The sequence below is a fragment of the Pseudomonas sp. BF-R-24 genome (assembly GCF_019947335.1).
Taxonomy (GTDB): Bacteria; Pseudomonadota; Gammaproteobacteria; order Pseudomonadales; family Pseudomonadaceae; genus Aquipseudomonas; species Aquipseudomonas jessenii.
In genome coordinates, this window is record NZ_JAGYGG010000008.1 from 133081 (window position 1) to 148858 (window position 15778).

Annotated in this window: 13 protein-coding genes; 7 read left to right on the plus strand and 6 right to left on the minus strand. The window is 60.3% G+C overall.

Annotated features, from left to right (window positions below):
- The first annotated feature begins 59 nt into the window (after positions 1 to 59).
- The 6 genes from KGA98_RS09210 to KGA98_RS09235 all read left to right on the plus strand — a co-directional run bounded on the left by KGA98_RS09210 (position 60) and on the right by KGA98_RS09235 (position 6483).
- The gene (locus KGA98_RS09210; protein ID WP_154908904.1) at positions 60 to 1544 is read left to right on the plus strand and encodes an NCS1 family nucleobase:cation symporter-1; all 1485 of its coding nucleotides are present in this window, start codon (positions 60 to 62) and stop codon (positions 1542 to 1544) included.
- A 156-nt stretch (positions 1545 to 1700) separates the two neighbouring features.
- Positions 1701 to 2984 (plus strand): Zn-dependent hydrolase, encoded by a 1284-nt coding sequence (locus KGA98_RS09215; protein WP_057715181.1) that lies wholly within the window; start codon positions 1701 to 1703, stop codon positions 2982 to 2984.
- A 94-nt stretch (positions 2985 to 3078) separates the two neighbouring features.
- Entirely contained in the window at positions 3079 to 3513 is a 435-nt protein-coding gene (locus tag KGA98_RS09220) for a carboxymuconolactone decarboxylase family protein (RefSeq protein ID WP_090454979.1), read from the plus strand.
- Positions 3514 to 3516: 3 nt separating this feature from the next.
- The gene (gene sigJ, locus KGA98_RS09225; RefSeq protein ID WP_223502139.1) at positions 3517 to 4410 is read left to right on the plus strand and encodes an RNA polymerase sigma factor SigJ; all 894 of its coding nucleotides are present in this window, start codon (positions 3517 to 3519) and stop codon (positions 4408 to 4410) included.
- A 143-nt stretch (positions 4411 to 4553) separates the two neighbouring features.
- Complete coding sequence (locus KGA98_RS09230) at positions 4554 to 6050, plus strand: helix-turn-helix transcriptional regulator (protein WP_223502140.1); 1497 nt, start codon at positions 4554 to 4556, stop codon at positions 6048 to 6050.
- Positions 6051 to 6231: 181 nt separating this feature from the next.
- Positions 6232 to 6483: a DUF1652 domain-containing protein gene (locus tag KGA98_RS09235; protein WP_090454982.1), complete on the plus strand. Its 252-nt coding sequence runs from the start codon at positions 6232 to 6234 to the stop codon at positions 6481 to 6483.
- Positions 6484 to 6975: 492 nt separating this feature from the next.
- Here the strand turns inward: KGA98_RS09235 and KGA98_RS09240 are convergent, their stop codons facing one another.
- The 5 genes from KGA98_RS09240 to KGA98_RS09260 all read right to left on the minus strand — a co-directional run bounded on the left by KGA98_RS09240 (position 6976) and on the right by KGA98_RS09260 (position 11240).
- A complete protein-coding gene (locus tag KGA98_RS09240; protein WP_007976320.1) occupies positions 6976 to 7743 on the minus strand; it encodes an SDR family oxidoreductase in 768 nt (255 codons plus the stop codon).
- Positions 7744 to 7880: 137 nt separating this feature from the next.
- Entirely contained in the window at positions 7881 to 8948 is a 1068-nt protein-coding gene (locus KGA98_RS09245) for a phosphotransferase family protein (RefSeq protein WP_223502141.1), read from the minus strand.
- Positions 8949 to 9092: 144 nt separating this feature from the next.
- Positions 9093 to 10058, minus strand: a complete 966-nt coding sequence (locus tag KGA98_RS09250; RefSeq protein ID WP_223502142.1) for a 2-hydroxyacid dehydrogenase — start codon at positions 10056 to 10058, stop codon at positions 9093 to 9095.
- A 182-nt stretch (positions 10059 to 10240) separates the two neighbouring features.
- On the minus strand, positions 10241 to 10828 hold the full coding sequence (locus KGA98_RS09255; protein WP_223502143.1) for a TetR/AcrR family transcriptional regulator: 588 nt from the start codon (positions 10826 to 10828) through the stop codon (positions 10241 to 10243).
- Between the two features lie 28 nt (positions 10829 to 10856).
- Positions 10857 to 11240: a tautomerase family protein gene (locus KGA98_RS09260; protein WP_223502144.1), complete on the minus strand. Its 384-nt coding sequence runs from the start codon at positions 11238 to 11240 to the stop codon at positions 10857 to 10859.
- A 365-nt stretch (positions 11241 to 11605) separates the two neighbouring features.
- Between KGA98_RS09260 and KGA98_RS09265 the strand changes: the two genes are divergently transcribed.
- A complete protein-coding gene (locus tag KGA98_RS09265) occupies positions 11606 to 12886 on the plus strand; it encodes a serine/threonine transporter (protein WP_057715067.1) in 1281 nt (426 codons plus the stop codon).
- A gap of 207 nt (positions 12887 to 13093) precedes the next feature.
- Here the strand turns inward: KGA98_RS09265 and acnB are convergent, their stop codons facing one another.
- Positions 13094 to 15694, minus strand: a complete 2601-nt coding sequence (acnB, locus tag KGA98_RS09270) for a bifunctional aconitate hydratase 2/2-methylisocitrate dehydratase (RefSeq protein WP_057715065.1) — start codon at positions 15692 to 15694, stop codon at positions 13094 to 13096.
- Positions 15695 to 15778: the final 84 nt, after the last annotated feature.

The window sequence follows — 15778 nt, forward strand, 5'->3', positions numbered from 1 at the left end:
TTATTGATGCCGCCAGCCCCCGATGAGCAAAAAATAATTCAAAGAACAGTGGAGCGGCCATGCAACAGATCAGATCGCAAGTGACCGAGCGCGACGGCTTGTTCGAGCTTGAAGCCGGCAGCGATGTCCTCGACAGTCCCCGTTACAACCACGACATTGCACCGACCAAGGTGCGCGAACGCACCTGGAACAAATGGCACATCACCGCGCTGTGGGTAGGCATGGCGATCTGCGTGCCGACCTACACCCTTGGTGGCGTGTTGACCGCGTACTTCGGCCTGACCGTCGGTGAAGCGCTGCTGGCGATTCTGTTTGCCAACATCATCGTGCTGATTCCCCTGACGCTTAACGCCTTTCCCGGCACCAAGTACGGTATTCCCTTTCCGGTGTTGCTGCGCTCGTCCTTCGGCGTGCTCGGCTCCAACATTCCGTGCCTGATCCGCGCCTTGGTGGCGTGTGGCTGGTTCGGCATCCAGACCATGTTCGGCGGGCTGGCGATTCACCTGTTCCTTGGCTCGGTGTTCGAGGGCTGGAAGTCCCTGGGCGGCACCGGCGAGGTCATTGGCTTCATGGTGTTCTGGGCGCTGAACCTGTGGGTGGTGATTCGCGGTGCCGAGTCGATCAAATGGCTGGAAACGCTCTCGGCACCGCTGTTGGTGCTGGTGGGGGTAGGGTTGTTGGTGTGGGCCATGCCCAACGTGTCGATGACCGAGTTGCTGGCGATCCCGGCCAAGCGCCCCGAAGGCGCGGGCGTGGCCAGTTACTTCGCGGCCGGGCTGACCGCGATGGTCGGGTTCTGGGCCACGCTGTCGCTGAACATCCCCGACTTCAGCCGCTACGCGAAAAGCCAGAAAGATCAGATTGTCGGGCAGATCATCGGCCTGCCACTGACCATGTTCCTGTTTGCCTCCCTGGGCGTGGTGATGACCGCCGCGTCAGTGAAGCTGGTGGGCGTGACGGTGTCCGACCCGGTGACCCTGATCGGCCATATCCAGAGTCCGGTCTGGGTGGCGCTGGCCATGGCGCTGATCATCATCGCCACGCTGTCGACCAACACCGCGGCCAACATCGTATCGCCCACCAACGATTTCCAGAACATCGCCCCCAAGGCGATCAACCGGACCAAAGCGGTAATCCTCACCGGGCTGGTCGGACTGGCGCTGATGGCCCATGAACTGCTGAAAAAGCTCGGCCTGATCGTTTCCGATCTCAGCCTGGAAACGGTCTATTCCAACTGGTTGCTCGGCTATTCCAGCCTGCTGGGGCCGATCGCCGGGATCATGGTGGTGGACTATTTCCTGATCAAGAAGCAGCAACTGGATCTCGCCGGCCTGTACCGCGATGACGTGTATCCGGCGTGGAACTGGAGCGGGTTCATCGCGTTTGGTGTGCCGGTGGTGCTGACGCTGCTGTCCCTGGGCAGCGATGCGTTCAGCTGGTTCTACAGCTATGGCTGGTTCACTGGCTCGGCGCTGGGTGGGGTTATTTATTACGGGTTGAGTGTGATGCGGCCCAACCCATCTGTAGCGAAATCTGCGGTGTGATGACTGGCCTCTTCGCGAGCAAGCCCGCTCCCACCTTTGGAATGCATTCCCCCTGTGGGAGCGGGCTTGCTCGCGAAGAGGGCCTCAAACACACCAAAAAATGCTTGAGAGAAACCGATAAGAACAGCCTGATAAGAACAGCCTGAGGAGATCATCATGAACGCGGCCGTAGACGTTCTGCAGTCCAGCCATCAGCACATCAACCGCGACCGCCTGTGGCAATCGCTCATGGAACTGGCCAGGCTCGGCGCCACGGTCAAGGGCGGCGTGTGTCGCCTGGCCCTGACCGATCTGGATCGCCAGGCCCGGGACATCTTCGTCAAATGGTGTATCGATGCCGGCTGCACTGTCAGCATCGACGCCGTCGGCAACATCTTCGCCCGTCGTCCCGGGCGCAATCCCGACCTGCCACCGGTGATGACCGGCAGCCACATCGACACCCAGCCCACCGGCGGCAAGTTCGATGGCTGCTTCGGTGTGCTGGCGGGCGTCGAAGTGCTGCGTACCCTCAACGACCTCAACATCGAAACCGAAGCGCCGCTGGAAGTGGTGGTCTGGACCAACGAAGAAGGCTCGCGCTTCGCCCCGTGCATGATGGGTTCCGGCGTGTTCGCGGAAAAATTTACCCTCGAGGAAACCTTGGCCAAGGTCGATGCCGAGGGCGTGACGGTGGGGCAGGCACTGAATGCCATTGGTTACGCCGGGCCGCGCAAAGTCAGCGGCCACAAAGTCGGCGCCTACTTTGAAGCTCACATCGAGCAAGGCCCGATACTGGAAGACGAACGCAAGACCATAGGCGTGGTCATGGGCGCCCTCGGGCAGAAATGGTTTGACCTCAAGCTGCGCGGCGTCGAAGCCCACGCCGGCCCGACCCCGATGCACCTGCGCAAGGACGCCCTGGTCGGCGCCGCGGTGATCGTCGGTGCGCTCAACCGCGCCGCCCTCAGCCATCAACCCCATGCCTGCGGCACCGTCGGTTGCCTGCAAGCCTATCCCGGCTCGCGCAACGTCATCCCTGGCGAAGTGCGCATGACCCTGGACTTCCGGCACCTGGAACCGGCGCGCCTGGACTCGATGATTGCCGAAGTGCGTGAAGTCATCGAAACCACCTGCGACGAACATGGCCTGACCTTCGAACTCACGCCAACGGCCGACTTCCCACCGCTGTACTTCGACAAGGGCTGCGTCGAAGCGGTACGCGGCGCCGCCCAAAGCCTGGGCCTGTCGCACATGGACATTGTCAGCGGCGCGGGCCACGACGCAATCTTCCTCGCCGAACTCGGCCCGGCCGGGATGATCTTCGTGCCGTGCGAAGGCGGCATCAGCCACAACGAAATCGAAAATGCCGCGCCGGAAGACCTGGCGGCCGGGTGTGCGGTGCTGTTGCGGGCAATGCTGGCGGCTTCGGCGGCGATTGCGAAGGGAGAGTTGACTGCTTGAACCGAGTGACGTGCGCTGAATGAATCAGCGCACGTCACAAACCCCAACCCTCAATCGTCATCCTGTTGAATCCCTCAATCAGTGGAGCAACACGATGTCGTCCAACACCCAAGCGGTCAACCTGCTGCAATCGATTCCACAGGTTTTCGAAAGCCTGACCCAGGTCCATGTCGCGCTCGATCAGCATGATCTTGATCCAGGCCTCAAGCACTTGATCCACCTGCGCGCCTCGCAGATCAACCAATGCGGTTTTTGCGTGAAGATGCACACCCGCGAAGCCCGGGAAGCCAATGAAACCAACGAGCGTCTGGATCGTCTGATCGTCTGGCGTCACGTCAGTGATTTCAGCGCTGCGGAGCGCGCTGCGCTGGCGTGGACCGAAGCCTTGACGATACTGGATGAAAAAACCGATTACGCCAGCCTGCGCGGTGAACTGAGGGCGTATTTCAATGACGAACAGATCGGCGCCTTGACGGCCGAGATCGGCATGATCAACCTGTGGAACCGCTTGCAGGTGTCGAGGCACTGATTGATGAACTGCGCTGAAAACGCCGCCACTGTGTTCGAGCAGCGCCGGCCCTTTTTGCTTGGTCTGGCCTATCGCATTCTCGGTTCGCGCGTCGAAGCCGAGGATGCGGTGCAAGAGTTGTTCATCAAGTGGCTGGAGGCCGACCGGGCCTCCATCGCCACGCCGGCCGCCTGGCTTACCACCGCCTGCACCCGCCATTGCATTGACCTGCTACGGTCGGCGCACAAGTCCCGGGTAGATTACATCGGTACCTGGCTGCCGGAGCCGATCCACACGGCGCATCAGGACTCACCCGAGCACATGCATGAACTGGCTTCGTCGCTGTCCACCGCGTTCGTGTTGCTGCTGGAGCGGCTGACACCCAAGGAGCGTGCCGCGTACCTGCTGTACGAAATCTTCGACATGGATTACCCGCAGGTTGCCGATGCGGTCGGGGTGCAGGAAGCCGCTTGCCGCAAACTGGTGTCTCGGGCCAAGGCGAGTCTTGGCAGTGCCCAGGCCCGCTATCAACCGGAACCTGTGCGCCAAAACCAGTTGCTCAGTGCCTTCCACAACGCCATCACCAGTGGTTCCACGGCGAACTTGAGCGTGATGCTAAGCGAAGACGTCGAACTCTGCGCCGACAGCGGCGGCAAGGCTTCGGCGATCCGTGAAACGCTGTTTGGCATCGAAAGCGTGCTGGATTTCATTGGTCAGTCGTTGCACGCCTATTGGCAAACCTGTGAATGGCTGCCCGTTGAAATCAATGGTGCACAAGGCGTCATCATCAAGGCCGACGGTGTTATCACCGCGTCGATGACGTTTGCTTTCGATGAAACCGGGCGGGTGAATCGGGTTTTCATCATGCGTAATCCGGACAAGTTGGCGGGGCTTAACGCGTCCTTTAACGTGCAATAGTCAAAGGACCACCGGCCCTCCAGGCTTTTCGCTGACCAACTCCACCGCTTTCGCGAGCAAGCCCGCTCCCGCAAGGTTCGTTGCACTAACCAAAACTCCGGCGGTCGTATTCTTCACAGGGGCACCATACTTGTGGAGTCGAAATGAGCCAGCACGTCCTTTCCACGGAGGCCAATCGTCGCCAGTTGCAGCAAATCATCGCCTGCTTGTCCGACGGGGTGATTCTGCTCGATCCCGACCAGAGCATCCTGTGGGCCAACGAGGCGGCGCTGGCCATGCACGGTGCCTCGCAGATCAGCGACCTGGGCGTCAATGCCAAGGCCTACACCCAACGCTTTGCCTTGCGCTATCGCAACAATCATGCAGTGCCAGTCGACAGCTACCCGATCAGCCGGCTGGCGCGCGGCGAGACGTTCAGCGATGTGCTGGTGGACGTGGCGTCGGCAGCGGACGACGAGCGGTCCTGGGTCCATCGCGTGCGCAGCCTGGTGCTGGCCGACAGCCGTGGCGAGCCGGAATCGCTGGTGTTGATCATGGACGATGTCACCGACTGGGCCAGCGCCGAGCAACGTTTCGAGAAAACCTTCGCCGCCAACCCGGCACCGGCAGTGATCTGTCGACTCAGTGATCTGCGCTACATCAAGGTCAACCCAGGTTTCCTCGAAATGACCGGTTATGCCCGTGACCAGGTGATCGGTACTTCGACCTACGAGCTGGATGTGCTGGACCTGGCCGAAAGCAAGGATCTGGCCAGGCAGCGTCTTTGCGAAGGGGTGACCATCGCGCAGATGCAGGCCCAGTTGCGGCTAGCGGATGGCGGCAGTAAACAGGTCATCGTGGCCGGCCAGCCGCTGGAGCTCAACGACGAAGCCTGCATGTTGTTTTCCTTCGTCGACATGGAGCCACGGCACAAGGCCGAAATCGCCCTGCGCCAGAGCGAAGAACGCTTTGCCAAGGCGTTTCGCCTGTCTCCGGTGCCGATTCTGCTGTGCGGCGCGGCTGATCAACGGGTGCTGGACGTTAACGATGCGTTCCTCGATACCTTGGGTTATCGCGGTGAGGACGTGCTTGGGAGCAGCATTGCGCAGATCGACTTCATCGATGACAAAAACGCGCGCATCTGGCTGTTCGCCAGGCTGGAGAAAACCGGTAGCCTGGATCGCATCGACGTACGTCTGCGCAGGAAAGACGCCGGGCTGATCGATTGCGCGGTGTCGGCGGACACCGTGAACATTCAGGGCATCCCCTGTTATCTGCTGGTGCTGATGGACATTACCGAGCGCAGGCGCACCGAGCTGGAACTGGTGTCGGCCATCGAGGAGGTGATGAAGGACGCCTCATGGTTCAGCCGCACGCTGATCGAAAAACTGGCCAATGTGAAGAGCGTCAACTCACCGAAATTGCCCAGTGTGTCCTTCACCGACCTGACCGCCCGTGAGCGCGATGTGCTGGGCCTGATCTGCGAAGGCCTGGCCGACAAGGAAATCGCCGCGCGCCTGAAACTGGCACCGAACACAGTGCGCAACCATGTGGCGATGGTGTACTCCAAGCTCAATGTGCACAGCCGCAGCGAGGCGATTGTCTGGGCGCGGGAGCGGGGACTGTTCTCCAGTGAATGGCGGACCAAGGGGCAGGGGTAAAGGTGTAAATGCACTAGATCGCAGGGTGCAAATTCATGTGTCGATCCGGTGAAGCGGCTCTTAGGCTGAGGACGTGCGGCAGGTGACTTCAAGTCCCGCGCGCTTCCCCTTCGGAAACCGCCAAAAGGAACCGCCCCATGAGCCACTTGCACGGCCCTTCAACCCGCCAGGCCCCGTCGCAATGATCACGCTGGCGCAACTGCGGATGCTGATCGAACGCAGTTTTTCACCCCTGGCTTGCGAATGCAGTGTCAGCGGCGACCATTCGCTGACCGTGAAGCTCTATCACCCGCTGTCGGGGCAGGTGGACCTGGTGGTCAGTGGCCTGACCATGAGCACGTTGCAGACTGCGGAGTCGGTCACCGCATTGATCGAAGAACTGCGTTACGAACTGGACAGCAATTCCTTGCAGCGCCCTGATTCGGTGATGTAAGAACTGTCAGCTTTTACGGGTGCTGGTCACGGATTGGGCTATAAGTGATTCGCAGATATTTATTTTTTTGACAGGTGCATGGATTTTGCGCGCCGGTTTTGTTGTCACAAAAAAGTGTCTATCACTTATCGCGGGTCAACCTATGAAAACTCTTGGGAAACGCGTTATCTCACCTTTGTCGCTGGCATTCTGCGTGGCGATCCTCGGCGGCTGTGCCAGTCCGCCACCCCCTCCAGCGGTCACTCCACCCCCTCCTGAACGCACCTGCCAGGCCATGGATAAAACCGATGTCCTGGGCGATGTACGGGCTGAAGACGGGCAGGTGACCCGAGTCACTACCACGACTCGTTGCGTCACGCAGTAAATCGGGGGCATCACTCTGTGGGAGCGAGCCTGCTCGCGATAGCGGCGTATCAGTCGACATCGATGTTGAATCTGATAACGCCATCGCGAGCAGGCTCGCTCCCACAGGGATTTGTGCTGTTCAGATGATCAGGACAGGAAGCCGCCATCCACATTCAGCGAAACGCCGGTGGTGTAGCTGGAAGCATCGCTGGCCAGGTACAGCACTGCGCCGGCCATTTCGCTTGGGTCAGCCACGCGCTTGAGCGGGATCTGTTGCAAAGCGGTGTTCAGGATGGCTTCGTTTTTCACCAGTGCCGAGGCGAACTTGGTGTCGGTCAGACCCGGCAGCAAGGCATTGCAGCGAATCCCGAATTGCGCACATTCCTTGGCAAAGACTTTGGTCATGTTGATCACCGCCGCCTTGGTCACCGAGTAGATGCCCTGGAAGATGCCCGGTGAAACACCGTTGATCGACGCCACGTTGATGATGCTGCCGCCGCCGTTTTCGCGCATCAGCTTGCCGGCTTCGACCGACATGAAGAAGTAGCCGCGGATGTTCACGTCGACGGTTTTCTGGAAGGCGCTGAGGTCGGTGTCCAGCACGTTGCAGAACTGCGGGTTGGTCGCGGCGTTGTTGACCAGGATGTCCAGGCGCCCGAACTGTTCCTTGATGCCGGCGAAGACCTGGCTGATCTGTTCCATCTCGCCGATGTGGCAGGCAATGGCGGTGGCCTTGCCGCCGGCGGCGATGATCGCGTCGGCGACGTGCTGGCAGCCTTCAAGCTTGCGGCTCGACACGATCACGTGGGCGCCTTGCTGGGCCAGTAGTTTGGCGATGGCTTCACCGATGCCACGGCTGGCGCCGGAGACGAAAGCGATCTTGCCGTCGAGGTCGAACAACTGAGTCTTGGACATGGGATTCCCTTATGAAAAGTCTTGTTATCGAGTCAAATGCCGTGTTGCGGCTAATGCTGTTCAGTTGAGGCCAGTCAGTGCGCGTTATCGTTCACGATCTTCGCGAGCAGGCTCGCTCCTACAGGGATCGCATACGGTCAGAGGCTGGATTTCGAAATGACCTGCAAGCTCATCTGCTCCAACAGCTTGTTCATGTGAATGAACTGCGCGAAGCGTTTGTCCTGGGTCTGGCCATGGTAGAAGCGGTAGTAGATCTGCTGCACGATGCCAGCCAGGCGGAACAGGCCGTAGGTGTAGTAGAAGTCGAAATTGTCGATGCGTATGCCCGAACGTTCGGCATAGTAATCGACGAACTCGCGGCGGGTGAGCATGCCCGGCGCGTGGCTCGGCTGGCGGCGCATCATCTGCACCGGCGCCGGATCATCGGCTTCGATCCAGTAGGCGAGGGTGTTGCCCAGGTCCATCAGCGGATCGCCCAGGGTGGTCAGTTCCCAGTCGAGCACGCCGATGATCTGCATCGGGTTGTTCGGGTCGAGGATCACGTTGTCGAAGCGGTAGTCGTTGTGCACGATGCTGGAGGTCGGATGGTCGGCCGGCATCTTGTCGTTGAGCCAGGCCTTGACCGCTTCCCATTGTGGCGCATCGGGGGTCAGGGCCTTTTCGTAGCGATCGCTCCAGCCTTTGATTTGTCGTGTCACGTAGCCTTCGGGTTTACCCAGGTCACCCAGGCCGTAGGCGTTGTAGTCGACGCGATGCAGTTCCACGAACTTGTCGATGAAACTCTTGCACAGGGCTTCGGTTTTCGCCGAATCCAGGCCCAGCTCCGGCGGCAGGTCCGAGCGCAGGATGATGCCGTTGACCCGTTCCATGACATAGAACTCGGCACCGATCACCGATTCGTCGGTGCAGTGCACGTAGGCTTTCGGGCAGTACGGAAAACCGTCGCGCAGTTGATTGAGGATGCGGAATTCACGGCCCATGTCGTGGGCCGACTTGGCCTTGTGGCCGAAGGGCGGGCGGCGCAGGACGAATTCCTGTTCGGGGTATTCCAGCAAGTAAGTGAGGTTTGAAGCGCCGCCCGGAAACTGGCTGATCCGTGGCAAGCCGCTGAGCCCCGGAATATGGGCCTTGAGGTACGGATCGATCAGGCCGGCATCGAGCTCTTCGCCGGTGCGGGTACGGGTGGACTGGTCAGTAAGCGCCATGCTTATCCCTTCTGCTTATTCTGGAGGCCTGAAACTATTGGCTAATCTAATGCGCACACTGCGCACCTACAACCGCGAACGGCTCTTATAGGTGAGCGTGTTGCCGGCCAATCATTGTTTTTGATACAGCTGTTTGAATCGCCATCAATGGACGAGCTGGCTCTGGGCCGCCGGCAGTTCGATCGGCGTGAGCACCGGTTGGCCGGAGAAAAACGCCACGAGGTTCTTGCCCACCATTTCGACGGTGCCCTGGGTGGCTTCCGGGGACAGCCCGGCGACATGGGGGGTGAGGATCACGTTGCTCAGGATCTTGAGTGCATCCGGCACCTTCGGTTCGGCGTCGAACACGTCGAGTGCGGCGCCGGCGATCCGGCGTTGTTCAAGGGCGCTGATCAGGTCGGTGGTGACGATCACGCTGGCGCGGGCGATGTTGACGATGAACCCGTTGGGACCCAGGGCATCAAGGACCGCTTTGTTGATCAGGTGTCTGGTCCCGAGACCACCGGGGGTCGCGACGATCAAAAAGTCTGAAGCACGGGCCAGTTCAGTGGGGGTGGAGCAGAAGGTGTAGGGCACATCGCTGCGATGCTGGCGATTGTGGTAACTCACCGCCATGTCGAAGCCATTGGCCGCGCGTTTGGCGATGGCCATGCCGACGGCGCCGAGGCCGAGGATGCCCAGGCGTTTGCCTGCGAGGGAAGGACGCATGATCTTCGGCCACTCGCCGCACCGTACCGAGGCATCACAGCGGGGTATGTCGCGCACCAGCGCCAGCAACAGCGCCATCGCATGGTCGGCGACGGACGAGGCGTTGACCCCGGCGCCATTGGTGACGGTGATGCCCCGGTTCGCTGCGGCCTGCAGGTCGACGTGTTCATAGCCGGCGCCAATCACGCAGATGATCTTGAGGTTGGGCAGGGCGGCGATTTCATCGGCATACAGCCCCAACGGGCCACGGGTGAGGACGGCGTCGATCTGCCCGGCGTGGCGGGCAATGGCTTCGGCGCGCTCGGCGGGCGTCGGGGCCAGGATCAGGTGAAAGCCCTGATGTTCGAGGATAGGCAGGTACTCATTGATGGTTTCAACCAGTACCAGAACGGTTACAGGCATGCTTGGCTCCCTGTGGGCATCGAAAAATCGGCTCGAACGTCACTTGAGATTGCTGATTTCAGGGCGGCTTGGCAACCACCAGCGATCGCAGTCCGTGGCAGCTCCTGCGCCATTGTGGACACTGCGCTGAGTGTAGGAGCTGGTAATGCCTGCGATCTTTTTATTGCGTGGGGGCGGGCGATTTACTTCGACGGCGTGAGGGCGGCCCGGGCAGCTTCGAGAATTTCATCCGATAGCGGGTCGCCTCGGGTGGCCCGGGACAGCATCAGCGCACCGAACATCAGCGAATACTGCACCAGCGCCTGCTGCCGTTTGCCGGCTTCGTCCTCTGCGTCCAGCAGCGAGCCAAGGGAATCGAGCAGGTTGTTCAGGCCTTGCAGATAGGTTTGGCGCAGTCCGCTCTCGGCGGCCTCATGGCACATGTCCCCGGCAAAGGCCACCACCGGGCAGCTGTCGCCCGGCTTGTCCCGGCTTTCGTTGGACAGGTAGGTTTCGACCACGGCACGGCGGGCGGCGTCCTTGCTGTCATGTTCGGCCACCCGTCCTGACCAGCGTTGCGCGGCCTGCTCGAAAGCCCGGCCGCTGGCCTCTTGCGCCAGGGCTTCCCTGGATTCGAAGTGCCCGTAGAAGCCACCGTGGGTCAGGCCCGCGGCGGCCATCACATCGACCACACTGATCCCGTGCAAGCCGCGTTCACGAAACAGCCGGGTGGCGGCATCGACGATAGTCTCGCGGTTGAGGTCGGCTTGTTTGCGGGAAACTCGGGGCATGGGTCATTCTCGGTTTGCAGGTGGACTATCAGAGGGCGTATTGGGCAATCCCGTTGCCGAACGACCAGTTCTCTTTTTTCACTTCCACCAGATTGATGAAAACGTCTTCCAGGCGCACCGCCAGCTCTGCATTAAGGCTTTCGGCGATGGTTTTGTAGAGGTTTTTTTTCTGCTCCAGGGTTCGCCCCTCGTTGAGGGTGATCTGGATGACGACCAGGTTATCGGTGCGGTTGATGCCCAGATACTCGGGATCAAAGATGAAATGCTGCTCGTCGTGTTCGGCCAGGATCTGGAAGTTGTCCTGTTCAGGCACGCCAATGGTCTGGCGCATGGCGGCATAGATCAGTTGCCCGATGCGTCTGGCGTGGGTGGGGTCCCGGTGTTTTTGGATGTCGACGCGAACCAGTGGCATGGGCAGACTCCAGAAGGAATGCAGGTCGGTTAAAAATACATGATGGTAGACCTTTATCAAGCGGTGGATGCTGTCTGGCGATGAAACGTAGCCTCGAAAACACTGCAATTCCTTGTGGGAGCGAGCTTGCTCGTGATAGCGGTGTGTCTGGCAAGTAGATGTTGGATGTGCCGCAGCTATCGCGAGCAAGCTCGCTCCCACAGGGGACTTTCGTCTATCTGGTACCACCGTTCCTCACCTAAGTCTTTGCTTCTGCTCACTAATCCTCCAGAATCGCGCCCCTGTTTCGGCCGGGCGCCGCCTGTCGGGTATTCCGACGCGTCCTGGCCGGGTGGCAAGTGACCGGAATGTGGAGATCCCACCGGATGAATGATCAGGCCAATAGCGTTAACGAACGCTATGTAGACGCGACACCCGCGACGCTTACGAGCTGGAATCGCCAAGACACCACCTGGATGCTGGGGCTGTTCGGCACGGCGATTGGTGCCGGAACCCTGTTTTTGCCGATCAACGCAGGCCTGGGCGGTTTCTGGCCGCTGCTGATCCTGGCGTTGCTGGCGTTTCCGATGACGTTCTACGCACACCGCGGGCTGACCCGTTTCGTGTTGTCCGGTCGCGAAGGCGCCGACATCACTGAAGTGGTGGAAGAACATTTCGGCATCAAGGCCGGCGCGCTGATCACGCTGTTGTACTTCTTCGCGATCTTCCCGATCCTGCTGATCTACAGCGTGGCACTGACCAACACCGTGGGCAGTTTCCTTGAGCATCAATTGCACATCACGCCGCCACCGCGCGCCGTGTTGTCGCTGGTGCTGATCCTTGGCTTGCTGGCCGTGGTGCGCTGCGGCGAGCAAATGATCGTCAAGGCCATGAGCCTGATGGTTTACCCGTTCATCGTGGCGCTGCTGTTTCTGGCGGTGTACCTGATTCCGCACTGGAACGGCGGCATTCTCGCCACCGCGAGCCAAGTGCCTGCGCCGTCGGCGCTGCTGCACACCTTGTGGCTGGCGATTCCGGTGATGGTGTTCTCGTTCAACCACTCGCCGATCATCTCGGCGTTTGCGGTCGACCAGAAGCGTCGTTATGGCGAACACGCCGAGGAACGCAGCTCGCAGATCCTGTCCCGTGCCCATCTGTTGATGGTAGTGATGGTGCTGTTCTTCGTCTTCAGTTGCGTGCTGACCCTGTCGCCAGCGCAACTGGCTGAAGCCAAGGCGCAGAACCTGTCGATCCTGTCGTACCTGGCCAACCACTTCAGCAATCCGACCATTGCCTTCGCGGCGCCGTTGATTGCCTTCGTGGCCATTTCCAAGTCGTTCCTGGGGCACTACATCGGCGCCAGCGAAGGCCTCAAGGGGCTTATCGTCAAGAGCGGCAAGCGTCCGTCCGCCAAGGCCCTGGACCGTATGACCGCCGCGTTCATGCTGGTGGTGTGCTGGATCGTCGCTACGCTGAACCCGAGCATCCTCGGCATGATCGAAACCCTCGGTGGCCCGGTGATCGCGGCGATCCTGTTCCTGATGCCGATGTACGCCATCCGCAAGGTGCCGGCGATGGCACGCTATCGCGGTCAGGCGTCCAATGTCTTCGTGACGGCGGTGGGCCTGGTGGCGATTTCGGCGTTGGTCTATTCGCTGAGTGCGTGATTGAAGAGATTCAGGGCGCGCTGAATACCCTGTGGGAGCGGCGGTGCGACGATTCGACTTGCTCGCGAATGCGGTAGCACATTCAACATTGATGTGACGGATACACCGCTTTCGCGAGCAAGCCCGCTCCCACATTTGATCTTTTGACAGGCATAAAAAAACGCCGCTCATCTCACGATGGGCGGCGTTTTTCATTGCGTTGCAACGTTAGGCTTGAACGACCGGGATGTTGGCGTTCGCAGCAGCTTCACGGAACTCGGCGATCTGGTCGAAGGACAGGTAGCGGTAGACATCGGCCGCCATGCTGTCGATCTTGCCAGCGTATTCCATGTACTCCTCGACGGTCGGCAGGCGACCCAGGATGGAAGCCACGGACGCCAGCTCGGCCGAAGCCAGGTAGACGTTCGCGCCGTCACCCAGACGGTTCGGGAAGTTACGGGTCGAAGTCGACACGACAGTCGAGTTCGGCTCTACACGTGCCTGGTTACCCATGCACAGCGAGCAGCCTGGCATTTCCATGCGAGCGCCGGCCTTGCCGTAGATGCCGTAGTAGCCTTCTTCGGTCAGCTGGTGAGCGTCCATTTTGGTCGGCGGCGACAGCCACAGACGGGTTGGCAGCTGACCCTTGACCTGTTCCAGCAACTTTCCGGCGGCGCGGAAGTGACCGATGTTGGTCATGCACGAGCCGATGAACACTTCGTCGATCTTCTCGCCAGCAACGCTGGAGAGCAGGCGAGCGTCGTCCGGGTCGTTCGGAGCGCACAGTACAGGCTCCTTGATGTCGGCCAGGTCGATCTCGATGACTTCAGCGTATTCGGCGTCTTTGTCCGCTTCCAGCAGCTCAGGGTTGGCCAGCCAGGCTTCCATTGCTTGGGCGCGACGTTCCAGAGTACGTGCATCGCCGTAGCCTTCGCCGATCATCCAGCGCAGCAGGGTGATGTTGGACTGCAGGTATTCGGCAATCGACTCTTTGGACAGCTGGATGGTGCAACCGGCAGCCGAGCGTTCAGCCGAGGCGTCAGACAGTTCGAACGCTTGCTCTACGGTCAGTTTAGGCAGACCTTCGATCTCCAGGATGCGACCGGAGAAGGCGTTCTTCTTGCCTTTCTTCTCTACGGTCAGCAGGCCAGCCTGGATCGCGTAGTAAGGAATGGCGTGAACCAGGTCACGCAGGGTGACGCCTGGCTGCAGTTCGCCTTTGAAGCGAACCAGGATCGACTCAGGCATGTCCAGCGGCATGACGCCGGTGGCTGCGGCGAACGCAACCAGGCCGGAACCGGCCGGGAACGAGATGCCGATCGGGAAACGGGTGTGGGAGTCACCACCGGTACCGACGGTGTCTGGCAGCAGCATGCGGTTCAGCCACGAGTGGATGATGCCGTCGCCCGGACGCAGGGAAACGCCGCCGCGGGTCATGATGAAGTCAGGCAGGGTGTGGTGGGTGGTCACGTCGATCGGCTTAGGGTAAGCCGCGGTGTGGCAGAAGGACTGCATCACCAGATCGGTCGAGAAGCCCAGGCACGCCAGGTCTTTGAGTTCGTCACGGGTCATTGGACCGGTGGTGTCCTGGGAACCCACGGTGGTCATCTTCGGTTCGCAGTAGGTGCCCGGACGAACGCCGGTCACGCCGCAAGCCTTGCCGACCATTTTCTGCGCCAGGGTGAAACCCTTGGTGCTTTCAGCCGGAGCTTCAGGCTTCTTGAACAGGGTCGAAGGTGGCAGACCCAGCTCGGTGCGAGCCTTCTCGGTCAGGCCACGGCCGATGATCAGCGGAATACGGCCGCCAGCGCGAACTTCGTCCAACAGCACCGGAGTCTTCATTTCGAAGGTGGTCAGGACTTCGTCGGTGCCGTGCTTGCAGACTTTGCCAGCATGCGGGTACAGGTCGATCACGTCGCCCATGTGCATGTTGGAAACATCGAATTCGATTGGCAGTGCGCCGGCATCTTCCATGGTGTTGTAGAAAATCGGAGCGATTTTGCTGCCGAAGCAGAAACCGCCGGCACGCTTGTTCGGTACATAAGGAACGTCGTCGCCGAAGAACCACAGTACGGAGTTGGTGGCCGATTTACGCGAAGAACCGGTACCGACCACGTCACCGACGTAGGCGATAGGGAAACCGGCGTTGCGCATTTCTTCGATCTGCTTCATCGGACCGGTGACGCCTTGTGCGTCAGGCACGATGCCGTCGCGAGCCATTTTCAGCATGGCCAGGGCGTGCAGCGGGATGTCTGGACGGGACCAGGCATCAGGAGCAGGGGACAGGTCGTCGGTGTTGGTTTCGCCGGTGACCTTGAACACGCGCAGGCTGATCTTGTCGGCCAGGGTCGGGCGCTTCACGAACCACTCGCCGTCAGCCCAGGATTGCAGCACGCCTTGGGCGTGAACGTTACCGTTCTTGGCTTTTTCAGCGACGTCGTGGAAGGCGTCGAACATCAGCAGGGTGTGCTTGAGTTCTTCGGCCGCTACTGGAGCCAGTTCGGCGTCGTCCAGCAGGTTAACCAGAGTCACGATGTTGTAGCCGCCCTGCATGGTGCCGAGCAGTTCAACAGCGCGCTTCTTGTCGATCAGGGGGGATTTGGCTTCGCCTTTGGCGATGGCGGACAGGAAGCCGGCCTTTACATAGGCTGCTTCGTCCACTCCAGGCGGAACGCGATTGGTGATCAGGTCAACGAGGAATGCTTCTTCGCCAGCCGGGGGATTTTTCAGCAGCTCGACCAGGCCTGCAGTTTGTTCGGCGTTTAGCGGCTGGGGAACGATACCCAGTGCTGCGCGCTCTTCGATATGTTTGCGGTAGGCTTCAAGCACAGTTATTACCCTCATCAGTGGTCCCAAATGGGTGTCCGGGACGCTCATCCCGAAATTGCCGTACTCATGCGCTGCATGGCGTTG

Excerpts from the sequence above, each read along its gene's own strand:
- KGA98_RS09210 (WP_154908904.1), top strand. The coding sequence starts at position 60 with ATGCAACAGATCAGATCGCAAGTGACCGAGCGCGACGGCTTGTTCGAG.
- KGA98_RS09215 (WP_057715181.1), top strand. The coding sequence starts at position 1,701 with ATGAACGCGGCCGTAGACGTTCTGCAGTCCAGCCATCAGCACATCAAC.
- KGA98_RS09220 (WP_090454979.1), top strand. The coding sequence starts at position 3,079 with ATGTCGTCCAACACCCAAGCGGTCAACCTGCTGCAATCGATTCCACAG.
- sigJ (WP_223502139.1), top strand. The coding sequence starts at position 3,517 with ATGAACTGCGCTGAAAACGCCGCCACTGTGTTCGAGCAGCGCCGGCCC.
- KGA98_RS09230 (WP_223502140.1), top strand. The coding sequence starts at position 4,554 with ATGAGCCAGCACGTCCTTTCCACGGAGGCCAATCGTCGCCAGTTGCAG.
- KGA98_RS09235 (WP_090454982.1), top strand. The coding sequence starts at position 6,232 with ATGATCACGCTGGCGCAACTGCGGATGCTGATCGAACGCAGTTTTTCA.
- KGA98_RS09240 (WP_007976320.1), bottom strand. The coding sequence starts at position 7,743 with ATGTCCAAGACTCAGTTGTTCGACCTCGACGGCAAGATCGCTTTCGTC.
- KGA98_RS09245 (WP_223502141.1), bottom strand. The coding sequence starts at position 8,948 with ATGGCGCTTACTGACCAGTCCACCCGTACCCGCACCGGCGAAGAGCTC.
- KGA98_RS09250 (WP_223502142.1), bottom strand. The coding sequence starts at position 10,058 with ATGCCTGTAACCGTTCTGGTACTGGTTGAAACCATCAATGAGTACCTG.
- KGA98_RS09255 (WP_223502143.1), bottom strand. The coding sequence starts at position 10,828 with ATGCCCCGAGTTTCCCGCAAACAAGCCGACCTCAACCGCGAGACTATC.
- KGA98_RS09260 (WP_223502144.1), bottom strand. The coding sequence starts at position 11,240 with ATGCCACTGGTTCGCGTCGACATCCAAAAACACCGGGACCCCACCCAC.
- KGA98_RS09265 (WP_057715067.1), top strand. The coding sequence starts at position 11,606 with ATGAATGATCAGGCCAATAGCGTTAACGAACGCTATGTAGACGCGACA.